Raw genomic sequence first — 14,089 nt, forward strand, 5'->3', positions numbered from 1 at the left:
ATCAAGAAGGACGGTGCCGGATGAGGGGATCGAACCCCCGACCTTCGGTTTACAAAACCGCTGCACTACCGCTGTGCTAATCCGGCGTTGCCGATCCCCCTAGCGTCAAGCGACGCCAAAGGTCCAGCCCTCCGTTTGTGCGATCTGCAATGTCAGGCCCGAGGGATGCCAAAGCTCTTCGCGGCCCGCCATGGCGCGGAGCCATGCCGCCGTAAGGATCGCGTCCGTGCTATGATCGTCATAGACGGCAAGTGGCGTATGCGGTTCGCTGCCTAGATGCGCCAAGGCGGTGTCGAGCGCTTCGGCACTGCGCATCTTGCTACGCCCCCGCGATCGCCCGGCATCCCGCGCCGCGATCGAGGTGTAGATTTCGATCACCACCGCGCCGCTCGGCGGCACGGGATCGAAGGGCCAGATCGCGATTCGACCGTCCAACCGGTGGAGCAGCCGCATCCCCGCGAAGCTCGCCTTGGCGACCTGGGACGCACCGATCGCGTCATAGACGGTGGAAGGTTTACGCGTACCGTCCCCGGCCATTTCGCAGCGCCGCCAATGCAGAAAATCGGCCTTTCGCCCATCGGCGGCACCGAAATAGAAATGCCGCCCGCGCCGGGCTTCCAGAAAACTGCGCGCGCCCAGATCGGGATCGTCGCAACTCCGTTCGACATGAGCCCATAAAGCGCGCGCATCCGCCGTGGGCAAATCGCCGGGCAGATGCGCTCCGCGTTCCACGAACGGCGCCGAGAAACTGAAGTCGAACCCGATCAACAACGGCTCGTCGGCACGTTCGAGCAGCCACCGCGCCACACCTTCGCGCGACCAGAAACGGCCCGGTGGTGCGACAAGCGTCGGCGCGGCTTGCCCGGTCGTGCAGCAGGCCATGGCGATACCCTTGTGCGAATGGCCATGCGCCCCCGACCAGTCGATCGCGACGAAGCCGGAAAAACGGTCAGGCGCGATCTTCGTCACCGCTCGCGCCCTGAATGGCGCGCCGCCGCTCGTCCCACCAAGCCATGCGCTCGGCGATCCGCTTTTCCAGCCCGCGCCCGGACGGTTCGTAGAAAGCCTGCGCCGGCAGCTCATCGGGCCAGTAATTGGCCCCCGAAAAGCCACCATCGGCGTCATGATCATATTGATAACCGGCGCCATAGCCGATCTGCTTCATCAACTTGGTTGGCGCGTTCAGGATATTAGCCGGGGGCATCAGCGACCCGGTTTCCTTGGCGGTCCGCCAGGCCCGTTTCTGCGCCATATAGGCCGCGTTCGACTTGGGCGCGGTCGCGCAATAGAGACAGGCCTGAACGATCGCCAATTCACCCTCTGGCGAGCCCAGAAAGTCATAGGCCTCCTTGGCCGCCAGGCACTGGGTCAGCGCCTGCGGGTCGGCCAAGCCGATATCCTCGATCGCCGCACGGGTCAGCCGGCGTAGGAGGTACAGCGGTTCTTCACCGGCTGTCAGCATCCGCGCCAGATAGTAGAGCGCCGCCTGCGGGTCGGAACCACGGATCGATTTGTGGAGCGCCGAGATCAGGTTGTAATGCCCTTCGCGATCCTTGTCATAGACCGCGACCCGACGTTGCAGCAGCGCCGACAGTCCAGCGGCGTCGAGCGGCTCGGGCAGGTCGACCGAAAACAGCGTCTCGGCCTGATTGAGCAGAAACCGGCCATCGCCATCGGCACTGGCGATCAGGGCATCACGCGCCGCCGGTTGCAGGGGGAGGGGGCGCTCCATTTCCGCCTCGGCCCGCGTCAGCAACTGGTCGAGTGCGCTTTGTCCCAATCGGTGGAGGATCAGCACCTGAGCCCGGCTGAGCAACGCCGCATTGAGTTCGAAGGACGGATTTTCCGTGGTCGCGCCGACCAACGTCACCGTGCCATCCTCGACAAAGGGCAGGAAACCATCCTGCTGCGCCCGGTTGAAGCGGTGGATTTCGTCCACGAACAACAGGGTCCGCTGGCCGGCGCGGGCATGGTCACGCGCCTCGGCAAACACCTTCTTCAAATCGGCCACACCCGAGAACACCGCCGAGATCGCGGCGAAGCGCAGTCCCACCTCCGCCGCCAGCAGACGCGCGATGGTCGTCTTGCCCGTGCCCGGCGGACCCCAAAGGATCATCGAGGATAATCGCCCCGCCGCCACCATCCGTCCGATGGCGCCTTCCGGTCCGGTCAGGTGATCCTGGCCGACGACATCCTCCAACCGCTCCGGGCGAAGACGATCGGCCAGTGGCGCATTGGCCAGGGACTGGGCGGCAGGGGGGGCGGGGTCCATCCCCGCGAACAGATCGGCCATGGCGTGCATGTAGGCAGCGGAAGCGCCCTCGTCATCCTTTCAGCGAAGATATATCGCAAAGCATCTTGACTCTCGCGCACTAAGATATATCTTGATTGTGTTAAGAATAACGCAAGGCACTTTATCATGTTTCGCTTCCCTCACGGCGGCGGTCGCCGCCATCATCATCCGGGCATGGAGCACGGCTTCAACCCAGCCCTGGACATTGAGCGATTTTTTCACTGGGCCGAACGGCTGCACGATGGTGAGCATCGTCGCCGGGGCGGCGGCGGACGCAGCCGGCGCATGTTCGACGGCGGCGAACTGCGGCTCGTCCTCCTCAAGCTGATCGCCGACGAACCGCGCCATGGCTATGATCTGATCCGCGAGATCGAGGCGATGACCGGCGGCGCCTACGCGCCCAGCCCCGGCGTCATCTATCCAACGATCACCCTGCTCGACGAGATGGGCTTTATCGAGGAACAGCGTTCGGAAGGCGCCAAGAAGCGCTTCGCCGTGACCGAAGCCGGGCGTGCGCACCTCACCGAAAATGCCGATCAGGTCGAAGCGCTGTTCGCCCGGCTCCAGGCGCTCGGCGAACACCGGCAGCGCACCGATGCCGCCCCGATCCGACGCGCCATGAGCGGGTTGAAGATGGCCGTGGTCGAGCGCTTCGGCGGCGGCGACGCGTCGCAGGAGATGATCCATGAGGTCGCGGCGATGATCGACGAACTCGCCCAGAAGGTGGAGCGGCTGAAATGAGCGTCTCGGTCGCCCGGGTGCCGACCCTGTCGGCCAGCCGCTATCTCCAGCAACTGGCGAAGCATTGGAGCCACAAGATGGAGGTGGTCTTTACCCCGGAAGAGGGGACGATCGTCTTTCCCAACGGGGCAAGGCTCGAGATGCGGGCGGACAGCCAAACGCTCGACCTCGTTCTGACCGTCCCCGAGAGCGAGGACCAGGCCCGCATGCGCGAGGTCGTCGCCAGCCATCTCGACCGCTTCGCCTTTCGCGAGGCTCCGCTGACCTTCGACTGGCGCGAAGGCTGATCGTCAGGTGCCGTTGGCGAACAAAGCGCGATAGGCGTCGATCACGGCCTCATTCACCTTGTCCCACCGGTAATCGGCGACGCGGGCCCGCCCTGCGTCGCTGAACCGGCGGCGCAGGGCGGCATCGGTGGCGATCCGCTCCAGGGCATCGGCATAGCCGTTGATATCGCGGGGCGACACCAGAAACCCCGTCTTGCCATCGGCGACCAGGTCCATGGCGCCGGTTGCGTTCGCCGCGACGACAGGCACGCCGGCCGCCATGGCTTCGGTCGTGACGTTGCCGAAGGTTTCGGTGACGCTGGGGTTGAAGAAGATGTCCATCGAGGCCACCGCACGCCCCAGATCGTCGCCGGTCTGATAGCCCGCGAGGATCGCGTCCGGCGTGGCGCGCGCGAACCAGTCCTGCGCCGGGCCCTTGCCGATCACCAGCACCTTGTGCGGCACGCCCCGCTGTCGCAGTTCAGCCAGCACCTCGGCAAAGACGTCGAGGCCCTTTTCCTTGACCAGCCGCCCCAGGAAACCGATCGCCACATCCTGATCGCCGATGCCCAGCGACCGCCGCCATTCCAGGCTGCGTCGAGAGGGCTGGAACCGGTCATGGTCAATACCGCGCGACCAGATGCTCATCGGCGGCGTCACGCCCCATCGGCGCAACAGATCGATCATGCTGGGGCTGGGCGCGACGATCCGGTCGAACTTGTTGTAGAAGCGGGTCAGCAGCCGGATGATTGGCCGCTCCATGAAGCCTATGCCATAATAGGCCGGATAGGTCTCGAACCGCGTATGGACCGAAGCGAGCGAAGCGACACCCGTTTCGTGCGCCCAGCGAACGGCAGCATGCCCCAGAAATTCAGGCGCCGAGACATGGACGACATTGGGGGCAAAGGCCTCCAAATCGGCGCGCACCGACGCCGGCAACCCGCGCGCCAGCTTATAGTCCGCCCGGAAGGGCATCGGAAAGGAAGGAACATCGACCAGATCGCCGACCGGCGGAAAGGCCGGAGTCTTGGAGGTCGGCGAATAGACGCGCACCGCTACCCCGCGATCCAGCAAATGGCCGACCAGCAGGTTCAGGCTCTGGTTCGCGCCATCGCGCGTGTAATTATAATTGCCGCTGAACAGAGCGACGCGAAACTGATCTGGGGTCATGGAGCCCGCCCCATAGCGGTGTGACCGGCCGATGACCACCATCGCCGGTGCAACACGACATGTTCCATTTTCGTTCCGCGCGGGTTAGAGGGGGGCATGGCCAAGATCCAGAAGCGCTATGTCTGCCAGTCCTGCGGCTCGGTATCCTCGCGGTGGCAGGGGCAATGCCCCGATTGCTCCGAATGGAATACCATGCTGGAGGAAGCGCCGGTGCAGCTGACGCCCTTTGCCGCCAAGCATAATCTGCAAGGGGGCGGCCGGGCGATCCAGCTCGTCGGGCTGGACGCCGATATCCCGCTGCCGGATCGGATGGCGACCGGGATCGCCGAACTGGATCGGGCGCTGGGCGGCGGCTTTGTCGAAGGATCAGCCACGCTGATTGGCGGCGATCCCGGCATCGGCAAATCGACGCTGCTGCTCCAGGCGGCGGCGAAGCTGGCCATGGCAGGAAAACCGGTCGCCTATGTCTCGGGCGAAGAGGCGGCCGATCAGGTGCGCCTGCGCGCGCGGCGGCTGGGGCTGGGGCAGGCGCCGGTAAGGCTGGCGGCGGCGACCTCGGTGCGCGATATCCTGACCACATTGTCGATCGGCACGCCGCCCGCACTGCTCATCATCGACTCGATCCAGACCATGCATTCCGACCTGATCGAGGGTGCGCCGGGTACGGTCAGCCAGGTTCGTGCCTCGGGCCAGGAGCTGATCCGCTTCGCCAAGGAACGCGGCACGGCCGTCGTGCTGGTCGGCCATGTCACCAAGGACGGCTCGATCGCGGGCCCCCGCGTCCTCGAACATATGGTCGATACCGTTCTCGCTTTCGAAGGCGAGCGCAGCCACCAGTATCGCATCCTGCGTGCCATCAAGAACCGCTTCGGCGGCACCGACGAGATCGGCGTGTTCGCGATGCAGACCGAGGGCCTGACGGAGGTCGGCAATCCCTCGTCGCTATTCCTGACCAATCGCGAGGAAGGCGTGACAGGCGCGACCGTCTTTCCCGCGTTGGAAGGGACGCGGCCGGTGCTGGTGGAAATTCAGGCGCTGACCGTCCGGCTCGCCTCCGGTGCAACGCCGCGGCGTGCGGTCGTCGGCTGGGACAATGGCCGGCTGGCGATGATCCTCGCGGTGCTGGAGGCGCGGTGCGGGCTGAGCTTCTCCTCCGCCGAAGTCTATCTGAACATCGCGGGAGGCTACCGCGTCCAGGACCCGGCGGCCGATCTGGCGGTGGCGGCGGCGCTGATCTCGGCGCTATCGGAGCGGCCGGTACCCGCCGACGCGATCGTCTTCGGCGAAATCGCGCTGTCGGGTGAAATCCGCTCGGTCGCGCACGGACCATTGCGGCTGAAGGAAGCGGGAAAACTTGGGTTCGAGAAGGCCATGGTGCCGCGTTCCGTGGCAAACGACGAGGGCGGCCTGGCCATGACAGGCTTTCGCACGCTGGCCGAGTTCGTTGACCATATGCTGGGGCGGGGGTAGCGGAATAGTGCCGCGTCGCCCATTTCCGTGCGATCGGCATGGGAGTTGGGTACGAAGTTGACGGCGCTCGATATTCTCGTCCTGATCGCGGTGTTCGGCGCGGCCGTTCAAGGCTTTCTGCGCGGTTTCGTCACGGAAGTGCTCGCCCTTTTCGCCTGGATCGCGATCGTCGCGGCGCTCAAGCTCTTCCATATTCCGCTGGCCCAGGCGCTGACCGGCGTGGTCGGCACGGTGTCCGGTGCCGCGGTTCTGGCCTTTGCACTGATCGTTGGCGTGACCTATCTGGGCGGGCGGATCGTGGCGCGGGCCATCGGAGCACGCACCCGGACATCCGTGCTTGGTCCGATCGACCGCGCGTTGGGCTTTGGCTTTGGCGCCTTGAAGGGCTTGATCCTGGCCAGCCTGATCTTCCTGGTCGTGGCCCTCATGGTCGACACCGTCAGCGGTGGCCCCGCCCGGCGCCCCGAATGGATGGTCAAGAGCCGCACCTACAAGCTACTGAACGCGACCAGCGCCGGTATTGCCGATTTTGTTGATCGGCGGCGGCGGGGCCTTCCGGTCTTTGGCGCGCCCACGCCGCCCGCCGACAATGCCAGCGAGACCCCATCATGAACGCCCCCCTCTACAATGCCGAAATCCTGCGCCTGACGACGGCCATTTCCCATGACCAGCGTTTGACCGACCCGATGGCCAGCGTCGAGCGGCGCTCGCCCATCTGCGGCAGCCGGGTTACGGTGGACGTCAATCTCGATGAGCAGGGCCGGGTGCTCGAAGTCGGGATGCTCGTCCGCGCCTGTGCCCTGGGTCAGGCATCGGCCGCTCTGCTCGCGCACCATGTGGTCGGACGCGACGTACGCGAACTGGCGGACATGCGCGACCGGCTAACCGAGTGGCTGGCAGCCGGGGAGGGGACGGCCCCCGAATGGCCGGGCATCGATGTGTTCACGCCTGCCTTGCCCTATACGGCACGGCATCCATCCATCCGCCTCGCCTTTGAGGCCGCCGCCCAGGCGGCCGAAGAGGCCGCCGCCGTCGGAGCGCCGCGCTGATGCACGGGGAAGCCTCGCTGTTGCGCGACGGCGCGATCCTGCTCGGCTTCGGCCTTATTTTCGTTCTGATCTTTCGTCGCATCGGCCTGGGTGCGACGCTGGGCTATCTGGTCGCGGGCGCCGTGGTCGGCCCGCATGTGTTGGGGCTGGTCGGCGACGCGGAGTCCAAGCTCGGCATTGCCGAGATCGGCATCACCCTCCTGCTGTTCATCGTCGGCTTGGAACTCAATCCGGCACGCCTATGGCGGATGAAGCATGAGATTTTCGGGCTCGGCCTGATCCAGGTCGTCGCCTGCGGCCTTGCGATCAGCGGGATCGTGATGCTCGCCCATTTCTCGCCCGAAGCCGCGCTGGCACTCGGCCTGCCGCTCGCGCTGTCCTCGACCGCGCAGGTCCTGCCGATGCTGCAATCCTCCGGCCGGCTGCGCACGCCCTTTGGCGAGCGGGCCTTTTCGATCCTGTTGTTTCAGGATCTGTCGATCGTCCCGCTGATTACCATCGTGGCGGCCATGTCGCGTAACCCCGCCGATCATTCGGGCCCGCCGGGATGGGTTTTGGGGTTGGAGACCGTCGCCGCGATCGTCGGACTGATCGTCGCCGGCCGTTTCCTGCTGCGCCCGTTGTTCCGCCTCATCGGCAATATGGGCGAGCGGGAGATGTTCGTCTTTGCCGGACTGTTCACCGTCATCGCCAGTGCGGCGGTGATGGAATTGCTGGGCCTTTCGACCGCGCTCGGTGCCTTCATCGCCGGCGTGATGCTGGCCGACAGCCCCTATCGCCACGAGCTGGAGGCCGATGTCGAGCCGTTCCGCTCGATCCTGCTCGGCCTGTTCTTCCTGGCGGTCGGCATGATGCTGAACCTGCCCGCCATCGCCGAGCGGCCGCTGTTCGTCGCGACGATGGCGTTGGCGCTGATCGCGACCAAGACGCTGGTCATCGCGCTGATCGGACTGGCCTTTCGTATGAAGTGGCGCTCGGCCTTCGCGCTGGGCGTGTTGATGAGCCAGGGTGGCGAGTTCGGCTTTGTCCTGTTCGCCCAGGCGCAGGCCGGCTATTTGATCGCGCCGGAGGCTGCTAGCTTGTTCGGTGCGATCATCACCCTGTCGATGGCGACCACGCCGTTCCTGATGCGCGCCACCCGCGCCATTCGCGAAGAGCCGATCATCACCCGTGGCAGCGACGAGCGGGAAGGGCCGATGACCGATGGCGCCAACGCGCTGGTCGTCGGCTATGGCCGTTTCGGACAGACGGTCGCGCAGATGCTGATCGCCAGCGACATTCCCGTGACCCTGATCGATCGCGACATTGAGATGATCGATATCGCCGCCGAATTCGGGGCCAAGGTCTATTATGGCGATGGCACCCGGCTCGACCTGCTTCGTCAGGCGGGTGCGGCCGAGGCGGAGTTGATCCTGTTCTGTCTGGACGATGACCAGATCACGTTGGATTTCCTGGAAAGCGTTCATACCGCCTTCCCCCAGGCCACGATTCTGGTCCGCGCCTTTGATCGTCGCGCCGTGCTCCGCCTGAAAGGTGGCCCCGCGGCCTATATCGTTCGTGAAGTACTCGAGTCGGCGATTAAGATGGCACGGCTGGCGCTGGGTAGTCTGAAGATCGACCACGCCGAAATCGATCGGATCGAAACCATGTATCGCACCCGCGACAAGGAACGGCTTGCCGCACAATTGGAAAGCGGCGACCTTCATGCCGCCAGCGATCGGATGATCACGCAGGAAGAGCGAAAGGGCTGATCATGGGAATTCTGGCGATATTGGCGGCGCTGTCCGGGGCGATCGCCATCGCTGCCGGCGCCTTCGGCGCACACCGGGCGGAGGGCGTCGCGATCGAATGGTTGCGCACCGGCGGGCAATATCAATTGATCCACGCCGTCGCGGCGCTGGTCGCGCTCAAATGGGATGCGCGCGGACCGGCCTGGGCCTTCGTCATCGGCAGCGCGATCTTTGCGGGCACGCTCTATGCGATGGCATTCGGGGCACCGCGCTGGTTCGGGGCGATCACGCCGATCGGGGGGACGATATTGATCCTGGGCTGGCTATGGTTCGCCTGGGGGCTTCGCGGCTGAGCCGGCCGGGCTTCACCTGCGCGAAACGATGCTTTAGGGACCGGCCATGGCCGATCCATTCTACATCACCACCGCTATCCACTATCCCAATGGCCGCCCGCATATCGGCCATGCCTATGAAATGGTGGCGGCCGACGTCATCGCCCGGTTCCAGCGCCAGGCGGGTCGCGACGTCCTGTTCCAGACCGGGACCGACGAGCATGGCCTGAAAATGGCGCAGGCGGCGCGGGCACGCGGCATCTCGACGCGCGAGTTCGCTGATGAAATGTCCAGCTATTTCCATGTAATGGCCGACCGTCTTGATATCTCTTACGACCGGTTCATCCGCACAGTCGATGCCGATCACTATGCCGCCAGCCAGGCGATCTGGAAGGCCATGCAGGCCAAGGGCGATCTGTATCTCGACCGATACGAAGGCTGGTATTCGGTGCGCGACGAGGCTTTTTACGACGAGGCCGAACTGACACTCGGGGAGGATGGTACCAAGCTGTCGCCACAGGGCACGCCGGTCGAATGGACCGCGGAGGAAACCTGGTTCTTCCGGCTGTCCAAATATCAGCAGCCGCTGCTCGATCTCTATCGCGACAATCCCGATTTCATCCGCCCCGAAAGCCGCCGCAACGAAGTGATGCGCTTCGTCGAGGGCGGGCTGTCCGACCTGTCGGTGTCGCGCACGAGCTTCGACTGGGGTGTGCCAGTGCCCGACAGTCCCGGCCATGTCATGTATGTCTGGGTCGATGCACTGACCAATTATCTGACCGGGACCGGCTATCCGAACAAGGACAGCGAACTGGCCCGTTTCTGGCCGGCCAATCTGCATCTCATCGGCAAGGACATCGTCCGCTTCCATACCGTCTATTGGCCCGCCTTCCTGATGTCGGCCGATCTGCCCCTGCCGCAATCGGTGTTCGGGCATGGCTTCCTGCTCCACCGGGGTGAGAAGATGTCCAAGTCGGTCGGCAATGTCGTCGATCCGATGGGGCTGGCCGATGCGTTCGGCGTCGATGCGCTACGCTATTTCTTCCTGCGCGAGGTCAGCTTCGGCCAGGACGGTTCCTATTCGGCCGAAGCGATCGTGACGCGGGTCAATGCCGAGCTGGCCAACAGCTTCGGCAATCTGGCGCAGCGGACCTTGTCCTTCATTGCCAAGAATCTGGGTGGCGCTCTTCCCGAGGCGGGGCGGAGCGATCCGACCGACGCCATGCTGATCGAGGAGGTCGTGGTCGCCTGTGCGGGCCTGAAGACGGCGTTCGACGATCTGATGCTCAGCCAGGGAATTGAGGCGTGGATGCGCGGCGTCTACGCCTGCAACCAGTATATCGATGTTCAGGCGCCGTGGTCGCTGCGCAAGACCGATCCCGAGCGGATGCATGCCGTGCTGGGCACGCTCGTCCGTGCGATCCGGATGCTGGCCATCGCCATCCTGCCGGTCACGCCGCGCGGAGCCGGGCAGGTGCTCGATACGCTGGGCGCCGAAGAGCGCGACCACGCCGCGATCGACGATGATGGCTGGTATGCGCGCCGGGCTGCGACGGGCGTTCCGCTCTCACCACCGACCCCGGCCTTTCCCCGCCTAGAAATCCCTGCGGAGGCGGATGCCTGATGCTTGCCGACAGCCATTGCCATCTGAACTATAAGGGGCTGGCGGAAGAGCAGGGCGCCATTCTCAAGCGCGCTCGCGATCGCGGCGTGACCGCGATGCTCAACATCTCGACGCGGGAAAGCGAATGGGATGCGGTCATCGCGACCGCAGAACGCGAACCCGATGTCTGGGCGACGGTGGGCATCCACCCGCACGAGGCCGACGCGCATCCGCATATCGATACGGCCAAGCTGATCGAGCGCGCCCGCCACCCTCGCGTGGTCGGCATCGGCGAAAGCGGACTCGATTATTATTACGACCATAGCGACCGTGAGCGCCAGCAGGCGAGCTTTCGCGCGCATATCGCAGCCTGTCGGGAAACCGGCCTGCCGCTGGTCGTGCATACCCGTGATGCGGAGGCCGATACCGCCGCGATCCTGGCGGAGGAAATGGGGAAGGGGGCCTATCCAGGCGTCATCCACTGCTTCACGGCCAGTGGAGATTTTGCCGATAAGACATTGGCCTTAGGACTTTATATATCCATCTCGGGTATCGTGACCTTCAAGAATGCCAAGGATCTGCAGGAGACGGCTGCTCGGCTGCCGCTCGATCGGCTGCTGATCGAAACCGATGCGCCATTCCTCGCGCCCGTGCCCCATCGGGGAAAGACGGGGGAGCCGGCCTTCGTTGCCGACACCGCCAAATTCCTGGCCGACCTGCGCGGCGAAAGCGTCGAGACCCTGACCCAGGCGACGGCCGAGAATTTCCACCGGCTGTTCGCAAAGACCCGCGCATGAAAATCCGGATCCTGGGGTGCGGCACGTCGTCGGGTGTGCCCCGGATCGGTAATGACTGGGGCGCGTGCGATCCCCAGGAACCACGCAATCGCCGGATGCGGCAGTCCGCGCTGGTCGAGCATGATAACGTTCATATCCTGATCGACACCGGCCCCGATATGCGCGAACAACTGCTCGCGGCGGATGTCGCGACGGTCGATGCCGTCATCTGGACCCATGATCATGCCGATCATTGCCACGGCATCGATGACCTTCGCCAGATCTACCACGCGTTGGGCGAGCCGGTGACCGGCTATGCAAGGCCGAACACGGCGCAATCGCTGCAAAACCGGTTCGGCTATGTCTTTCATGGCAAGACGGGATATCCGCCGACAGCGACGATGGCCGCGTTCGAAGACAGCTTGACCATCGGTGACATTCACATTCGATCGGTCGATCAGCCGCATGGTCGCATATGCTCGGCCGGCTTACGCTTCGAGTGCAATGGCAAGTCGATCGGCTATGCCACTGATTTTCATGACCTGACACCTGAGATGGCGGCGCTGTACGAGGGCGTGGACATCTGGATCGTCGATGCGCTTCGCCGTCACCCGCATCCGGCCCATGCCGACCTGCCGTCGGTGCTGCACTGGATCGAAGCGCTCCGGCCCAAGCGCAGCGTTCTGATCCATATGGACCAGTCGATGGACTATGCCACGCTGTGTCGCGAACTGCCCGATCATGTCGAACCGGCCTATGACGGCATGGAGTTGATCCCGTGAGCACCGATCGGGTCATGGACTTCGTTTATTACGGCCTGATCCTCCTTTTACCGCTCAGCGCCTTGGCCGCACGCCGAATACCGTTGGGACAAGCGGCCAAGCTGGCCTTGATCTGGGTCGGCATCTTTGCTGCGGGCTATCTGGTGATCGCGCAGCGGGATCGGCTGTCCGGTCTATGGACTCATCGGGACGCCATTCAGGGCAGTGCCCGAATTCCAATGGCGGAAGACGGGCATTTCTGGGCGGATGTTCAGATCAACGGCATCAACCGTCGCATGCTGATCGACAGCGGCGCCACGACCACCGCGCTGTCCGCCGCTACGGCCACGGCCGCCGGTCTTGATCTCGACGAAAGCCCGTTTCCACGACTGATCGATACCGCCAATGGCACGATCACGGCGCGTCATACGACGATCGGGACCTTGGTGATCGGATCGATCACGCTCCACGATGTCGGAGCGATTTCGTCACCGGCGTTTGGGGATCAGGATGTTATCGGGATGAACATTCTCGATCGGCTGAACGCCTGGCATGTCGAACGGGGAGTTCTGGTTCTCAACGGCAAATCCTGACCATATTTTACATAATACATATTATCGATTTATGGCTGGTGGTTCGGTTAGGAGGTCGATTCATTCCCATCGCTGATCTTCGCGGCGGGCATCTTCACGGGCGTCCTGTCGGGCACCGGCATGGTCGAGGCGATGAGCAAGGAAGTCGTCGGTTTCGTCCCGCCGGTGCTGGGCCCCTTATATGGCGCCGATCACCGCGATGCTCAGCCTGCCCTTCACCTTCTTCATCTCCAACGACGCCTTTTATTTCGGGATGCTCCCGATCCTGGCCGAGGCCGGCACGCATTATGGCGTCTCACCGATGGCCATCGCCCGCGCCTCGCTGATGGGACAGCCGGTGCATCTGCTCAGCCCGCTCGTCCCTTCCACTTATCTGCTGGTCAGCCTTGCAGGAATCGATATGGCCGATCATCAGCACTTCATGCTTGTGCCAACCGCCATGATATGCGCGGTCATGACGCTGCTCGGGATGGCGGTCCTCGCCTTTACGTTGATGGGATAATATGATGGACACGCTCTGGCAGCATATCCTTGCCGACTTCGCCGCGATCGGCACACCCGCCGCGCTGGCCGCTTTCATACAGGTCGTGATGATCGACGTCCTGCTCGCCGCCGACAACGCCATCGTCGTCGGCGCGCTGGCCGCCGGCCTGCCCCCGGCGATGCGGCGCAAGGTGATCCTGGTCGGGGTCGTCGCCGCGCTGATCCTCAGGATCGGCTTCGCGCTGGTGGTGACGCAATTGCTCCAGATCGTCGGGTTGGTGCTCGCGGGCGGGCTGCTGCTGGTCTGGGTGGCGTGGAAGATGTGGCGCGAGCTGCGCGGCGGCGCGGAGAATGACGATCCGCTCGTGGAGCAGGCGCCGCGTCGCTTCTGGTCCGCCGCCTGGGCCGTGGCGGTGGCAGACGTATCGATGAGCCTCGACAATGTCCTGGCCGTCGCCGGCGCGGCGCGCGACCATCCCGGCATCCTCGCCATCGGCCTGATCCTGTCGGTCGCGCTGATGGGCTTGGCCGCCAATGTATTGGCCCGCGTGATCGAGCGCTATCGCTGGCTGGCCTATGTCGGCTTGCTCGTCATCCTTTGGGTCGCGGGCAAGATGATCTGGGAAGGGCTGACCGACCCGACCCGAGGTGTCCTGACCCTGTTGGCCTGACGGATCGCACAAGAGCGCCCGCTGGAGAAACTTTGGCTGGGGGCGTCCAAAGCGTATGCGACGGGTGCAAAGCCTTTCGCCCATCCGGCACGGATCGGCATAATCCATGTAAGTTTTTGTGTCTGACGGACCGACGGGCCGGTGGAACAGT

Annotated in this window: 16 protein-coding genes and 1 tRNA gene; 13 read left to right on the forward strand and 4 right to left on the reverse strand. The window is 64.3% G+C overall.

From position 1 onward, the window contains the following. Nucleotides 1-14 precede the first annotated feature (14 nt). The 3 genes from SP6_RS05170 to SP6_RS05180 all read right to left on the reverse strand — a co-directional run bounded on the left by SP6_RS05170 (nt 15) and on the right by SP6_RS05180 (nt 2,293). Nucleotides 15-86 (reverse strand) — tRNA-Thr (locus SP6_RS05170). Nucleotides 87-105: 19 nt separating this feature from the next. Further along, the gene (locus tag SP6_RS05175; protein WP_007403574.1) at nt 106-969 is read right to left on the reverse strand and encodes a hypothetical protein; all 864 of its coding nucleotides are present in this window, start codon (nt 967-969) and stop codon (nt 106-108) included. Then, nucleotides 950-2,293: a replication-associated recombination protein A gene (locus SP6_RS05180; RefSeq protein WP_007403304.1), complete on the reverse strand. Its 1,344-nt coding sequence runs from the start codon at nt 2,291-2,293 to the stop codon at nt 950-952. Before SP6_RS05180 ends, SP6_RS05175 begins: the two co-directional genes overlap by 20 nt. Nucleotides 2,294-2,419: 126 nt before the next feature. Between SP6_RS05180 and SP6_RS05185 the strand changes: the two genes are divergently transcribed. Both SP6_RS05185 and SP6_RS05190 read left to right on the forward strand, forming a co-directional pair. Beyond that, nucleotides 2,420-3,034, forward strand: coding sequence for a PadR family transcriptional regulator (locus tag SP6_RS05185; protein WP_007403390.1), 615 nt, complete (start codon nt 2,420-2,422; stop codon nt 3,032-3,034). Next, a complete protein-coding gene (locus SP6_RS05190; RefSeq protein WP_007403556.1) occupies nt 3,031-3,321 on the forward strand; it encodes a DUF2218 domain-containing protein in 291 nt (96 codons plus the stop codon). Before SP6_RS05185 ends, SP6_RS05190 begins: the two co-directional genes overlap by 4 nt. 3 nt (nt 3,322-3,324) lie before the next feature. Here SP6_RS05190 and SP6_RS05195 read toward each other — a convergent pair whose 3' ends face one another. Continuing rightward, on the reverse strand, nt 3,325-4,470 hold the full coding sequence (locus tag SP6_RS05195; RefSeq protein ID WP_037567638.1) for a glycosyltransferase family 4 protein: 1,146 nt from the start codon (nt 4,468-4,470) through the stop codon (nt 3,325-3,327). Nucleotides 4,471-4,566: 96 nt separating this feature from the next. On the opposite strand from SP6_RS05195, the gene radA reads away from it, so the two are divergent. From radA to SP6_RS05250, 11 genes are all read left to right on the forward strand, one after another. After that, the gene (gene radA / locus SP6_RS05200; RefSeq protein ID WP_007403417.1) at nt 4,567-5,940 is read left to right on the forward strand and encodes a DNA repair protein RadA; all 1,374 of its coding nucleotides are present in this window, start codon (nt 4,567-4,569) and stop codon (nt 5,938-5,940) included. A 57-nt stretch (nt 5,941-5,997) separates the two neighbouring features. Then, nucleotides 5,998-6,552 (forward strand): CvpA family protein, encoded by a 555-nt coding sequence (locus SP6_RS05205; RefSeq protein WP_126053112.1) that lies wholly within the window; start codon nt 5,998-6,000, stop codon nt 6,550-6,552. Then, nucleotides 6,549-6,989, forward strand: coding sequence for an iron-sulfur cluster assembly scaffold protein (locus SP6_RS05210; protein ID WP_007403583.1), 441 nt, complete (start codon nt 6,549-6,551; stop codon nt 6,987-6,989). The genes SP6_RS05205 and SP6_RS05210 overlap by 4 nt, the downstream gene beginning before the upstream one ends. Then, complete coding sequence (locus SP6_RS05215) at nt 6,989-8,740, forward strand: cation:proton antiporter domain-containing protein (RefSeq protein WP_007403500.1); 1,752 nt, start codon at nt 6,989-6,991, stop codon at nt 8,738-8,740. The genes SP6_RS05210 and SP6_RS05215 overlap by 1 nt, the downstream gene beginning before the upstream one ends. Nucleotides 8,741-8,742: 2 nt before the next feature. Further along, nucleotides 8,743-9,072 carry a DUF423 domain-containing protein gene (locus SP6_RS05220; protein WP_007403280.1) on the forward strand — a complete coding sequence of 110 codons (330 nt, stop codon included), beginning with the start codon at nt 8,743-8,745 and terminating at the stop codon, nt 9,070-9,072. A 46-nt stretch (nt 9,073-9,118) separates the two neighbouring features. Next, nucleotides 9,119-10,675, forward strand: coding sequence for a methionine--tRNA ligase (gene metG / locus SP6_RS05225; RefSeq protein ID WP_007403317.1), 1,557 nt, complete (start codon nt 9,119-9,121; stop codon nt 10,673-10,675). After that, nucleotides 10,675-11,451: a TatD family hydrolase gene (locus SP6_RS05230; RefSeq protein WP_007403493.1), complete on the forward strand. Its 777-nt coding sequence runs from the start codon at nt 10,675-10,677 to the stop codon at nt 11,449-11,451. Before metG ends, SP6_RS05230 begins: the two co-directional genes overlap by 1 nt. Beyond that, entirely contained in the window at nt 11,448-12,212 is a 765-nt protein-coding gene (locus SP6_RS05235) for an MBL fold metallo-hydrolase (RefSeq protein ID WP_007403221.1), read from the forward strand. Before SP6_RS05230 ends, SP6_RS05235 begins: the two co-directional genes overlap by 4 nt. Beyond that, nucleotides 12,209-12,784, forward strand: coding sequence for a retropepsin-like aspartic protease family protein (locus SP6_RS05240; protein ID WP_007403492.1), 576 nt, complete (start codon nt 12,209-12,211; stop codon nt 12,782-12,784). Before SP6_RS05235 ends, SP6_RS05240 begins: the two co-directional genes overlap by 4 nt. A 181-nt stretch (nt 12,785-12,965) precedes the next feature. Continuing rightward, on the forward strand, nt 12,966-13,286 hold the full coding sequence (locus SP6_RS05245; protein ID WP_007403276.1) for a transporter permease: 321 nt from the start codon (nt 12,966-12,968) through the stop codon (nt 13,284-13,286). A gap of 4 nt (nt 13,287-13,290) precedes the next feature. Further along, nucleotides 13,291-13,938: a YjbE family putative metal transport protein gene (locus tag SP6_RS05250; RefSeq protein ID WP_007403320.1), complete on the forward strand. Its 648-nt coding sequence runs from the start codon at nt 13,291-13,293 to the stop codon at nt 13,936-13,938. The last annotated feature ends 151 nt before the right edge of the window (nt 13,939-14,089 follow it).

Source organism: Sphingomonas paucimobilis NBRC 13935, from assembly GCF_000739895.2.
Classification (GTDB): Bacteria; Pseudomonadota; Alphaproteobacteria; order Sphingomonadales; family Sphingomonadaceae; genus Sphingomonas; species Sphingomonas paucimobilis.

What these genes read in the sequence shown, in the direction of transcription:
- SP6_RS05180 (WP_007403304.1), bottom strand. Translation starts at nt 2,293, where the DNA reads ATGGCCGATCTGTTCGCGGGGATGGACCCCGCCCCCCCTGCCGCCCAG.
- SP6_RS05185 (WP_007403390.1), top strand. Translation starts at nt 2,420, where the DNA reads ATGTTTCGCTTCCCTCACGGCGGCGGTCGCCGCCATCATCATCCGGGC.
- SP6_RS05190 (WP_007403556.1), top strand. Translation starts at nt 3,031, where the DNA reads ATGAGCGTCTCGGTCGCCCGGGTGCCGACCCTGTCGGCCAGCCGCTAT.
- SP6_RS05195 (WP_037567638.1), bottom strand. Translation starts at nt 4,470, where the DNA reads ATGACCCCAGATCAGTTTCGCGTCGCTCTGTTCAGCGGCAATTATAAT.
- radA (WP_007403417.1), top strand. Translation starts at nt 4,567, where the DNA reads ATGGCCAAGATCCAGAAGCGCTATGTCTGCCAGTCCTGCGGCTCGGTA.
- SP6_RS05210 (WP_007403583.1), top strand. Translation starts at nt 6,549, where the DNA reads ATGAACGCCCCCCTCTACAATGCCGAAATCCTGCGCCTGACGACGGCC.
- SP6_RS05215 (WP_007403500.1), top strand. Translation starts at nt 6,989, where the DNA reads ATGCACGGGGAAGCCTCGCTGTTGCGCGACGGCGCGATCCTGCTCGGC.
- SP6_RS05220 (WP_007403280.1), top strand. Translation starts at nt 8,743, where the DNA reads ATGGGAATTCTGGCGATATTGGCGGCGCTGTCCGGGGCGATCGCCATC.
- metG (WP_007403317.1), top strand. Translation starts at nt 9,119, where the DNA reads ATGGCCGATCCATTCTACATCACCACCGCTATCCACTATCCCAATGGC.
- SP6_RS05230 (WP_007403493.1), top strand. Translation starts at nt 10,675, where the DNA reads ATGCTTGCCGACAGCCATTGCCATCTGAACTATAAGGGGCTGGCGGAA.
- SP6_RS05235 (WP_007403221.1), top strand. Translation starts at nt 11,448, where the DNA reads ATGAAAATCCGGATCCTGGGGTGCGGCACGTCGTCGGGTGTGCCCCGG.
- SP6_RS05245 (WP_007403276.1), top strand. Translation starts at nt 12,966, where the DNA reads ATGGCGCCGATCACCGCGATGCTCAGCCTGCCCTTCACCTTCTTCATC.
- SP6_RS05250 (WP_007403320.1), top strand. Translation starts at nt 13,291, where the DNA reads ATGGACACGCTCTGGCAGCATATCCTTGCCGACTTCGCCGCGATCGGC.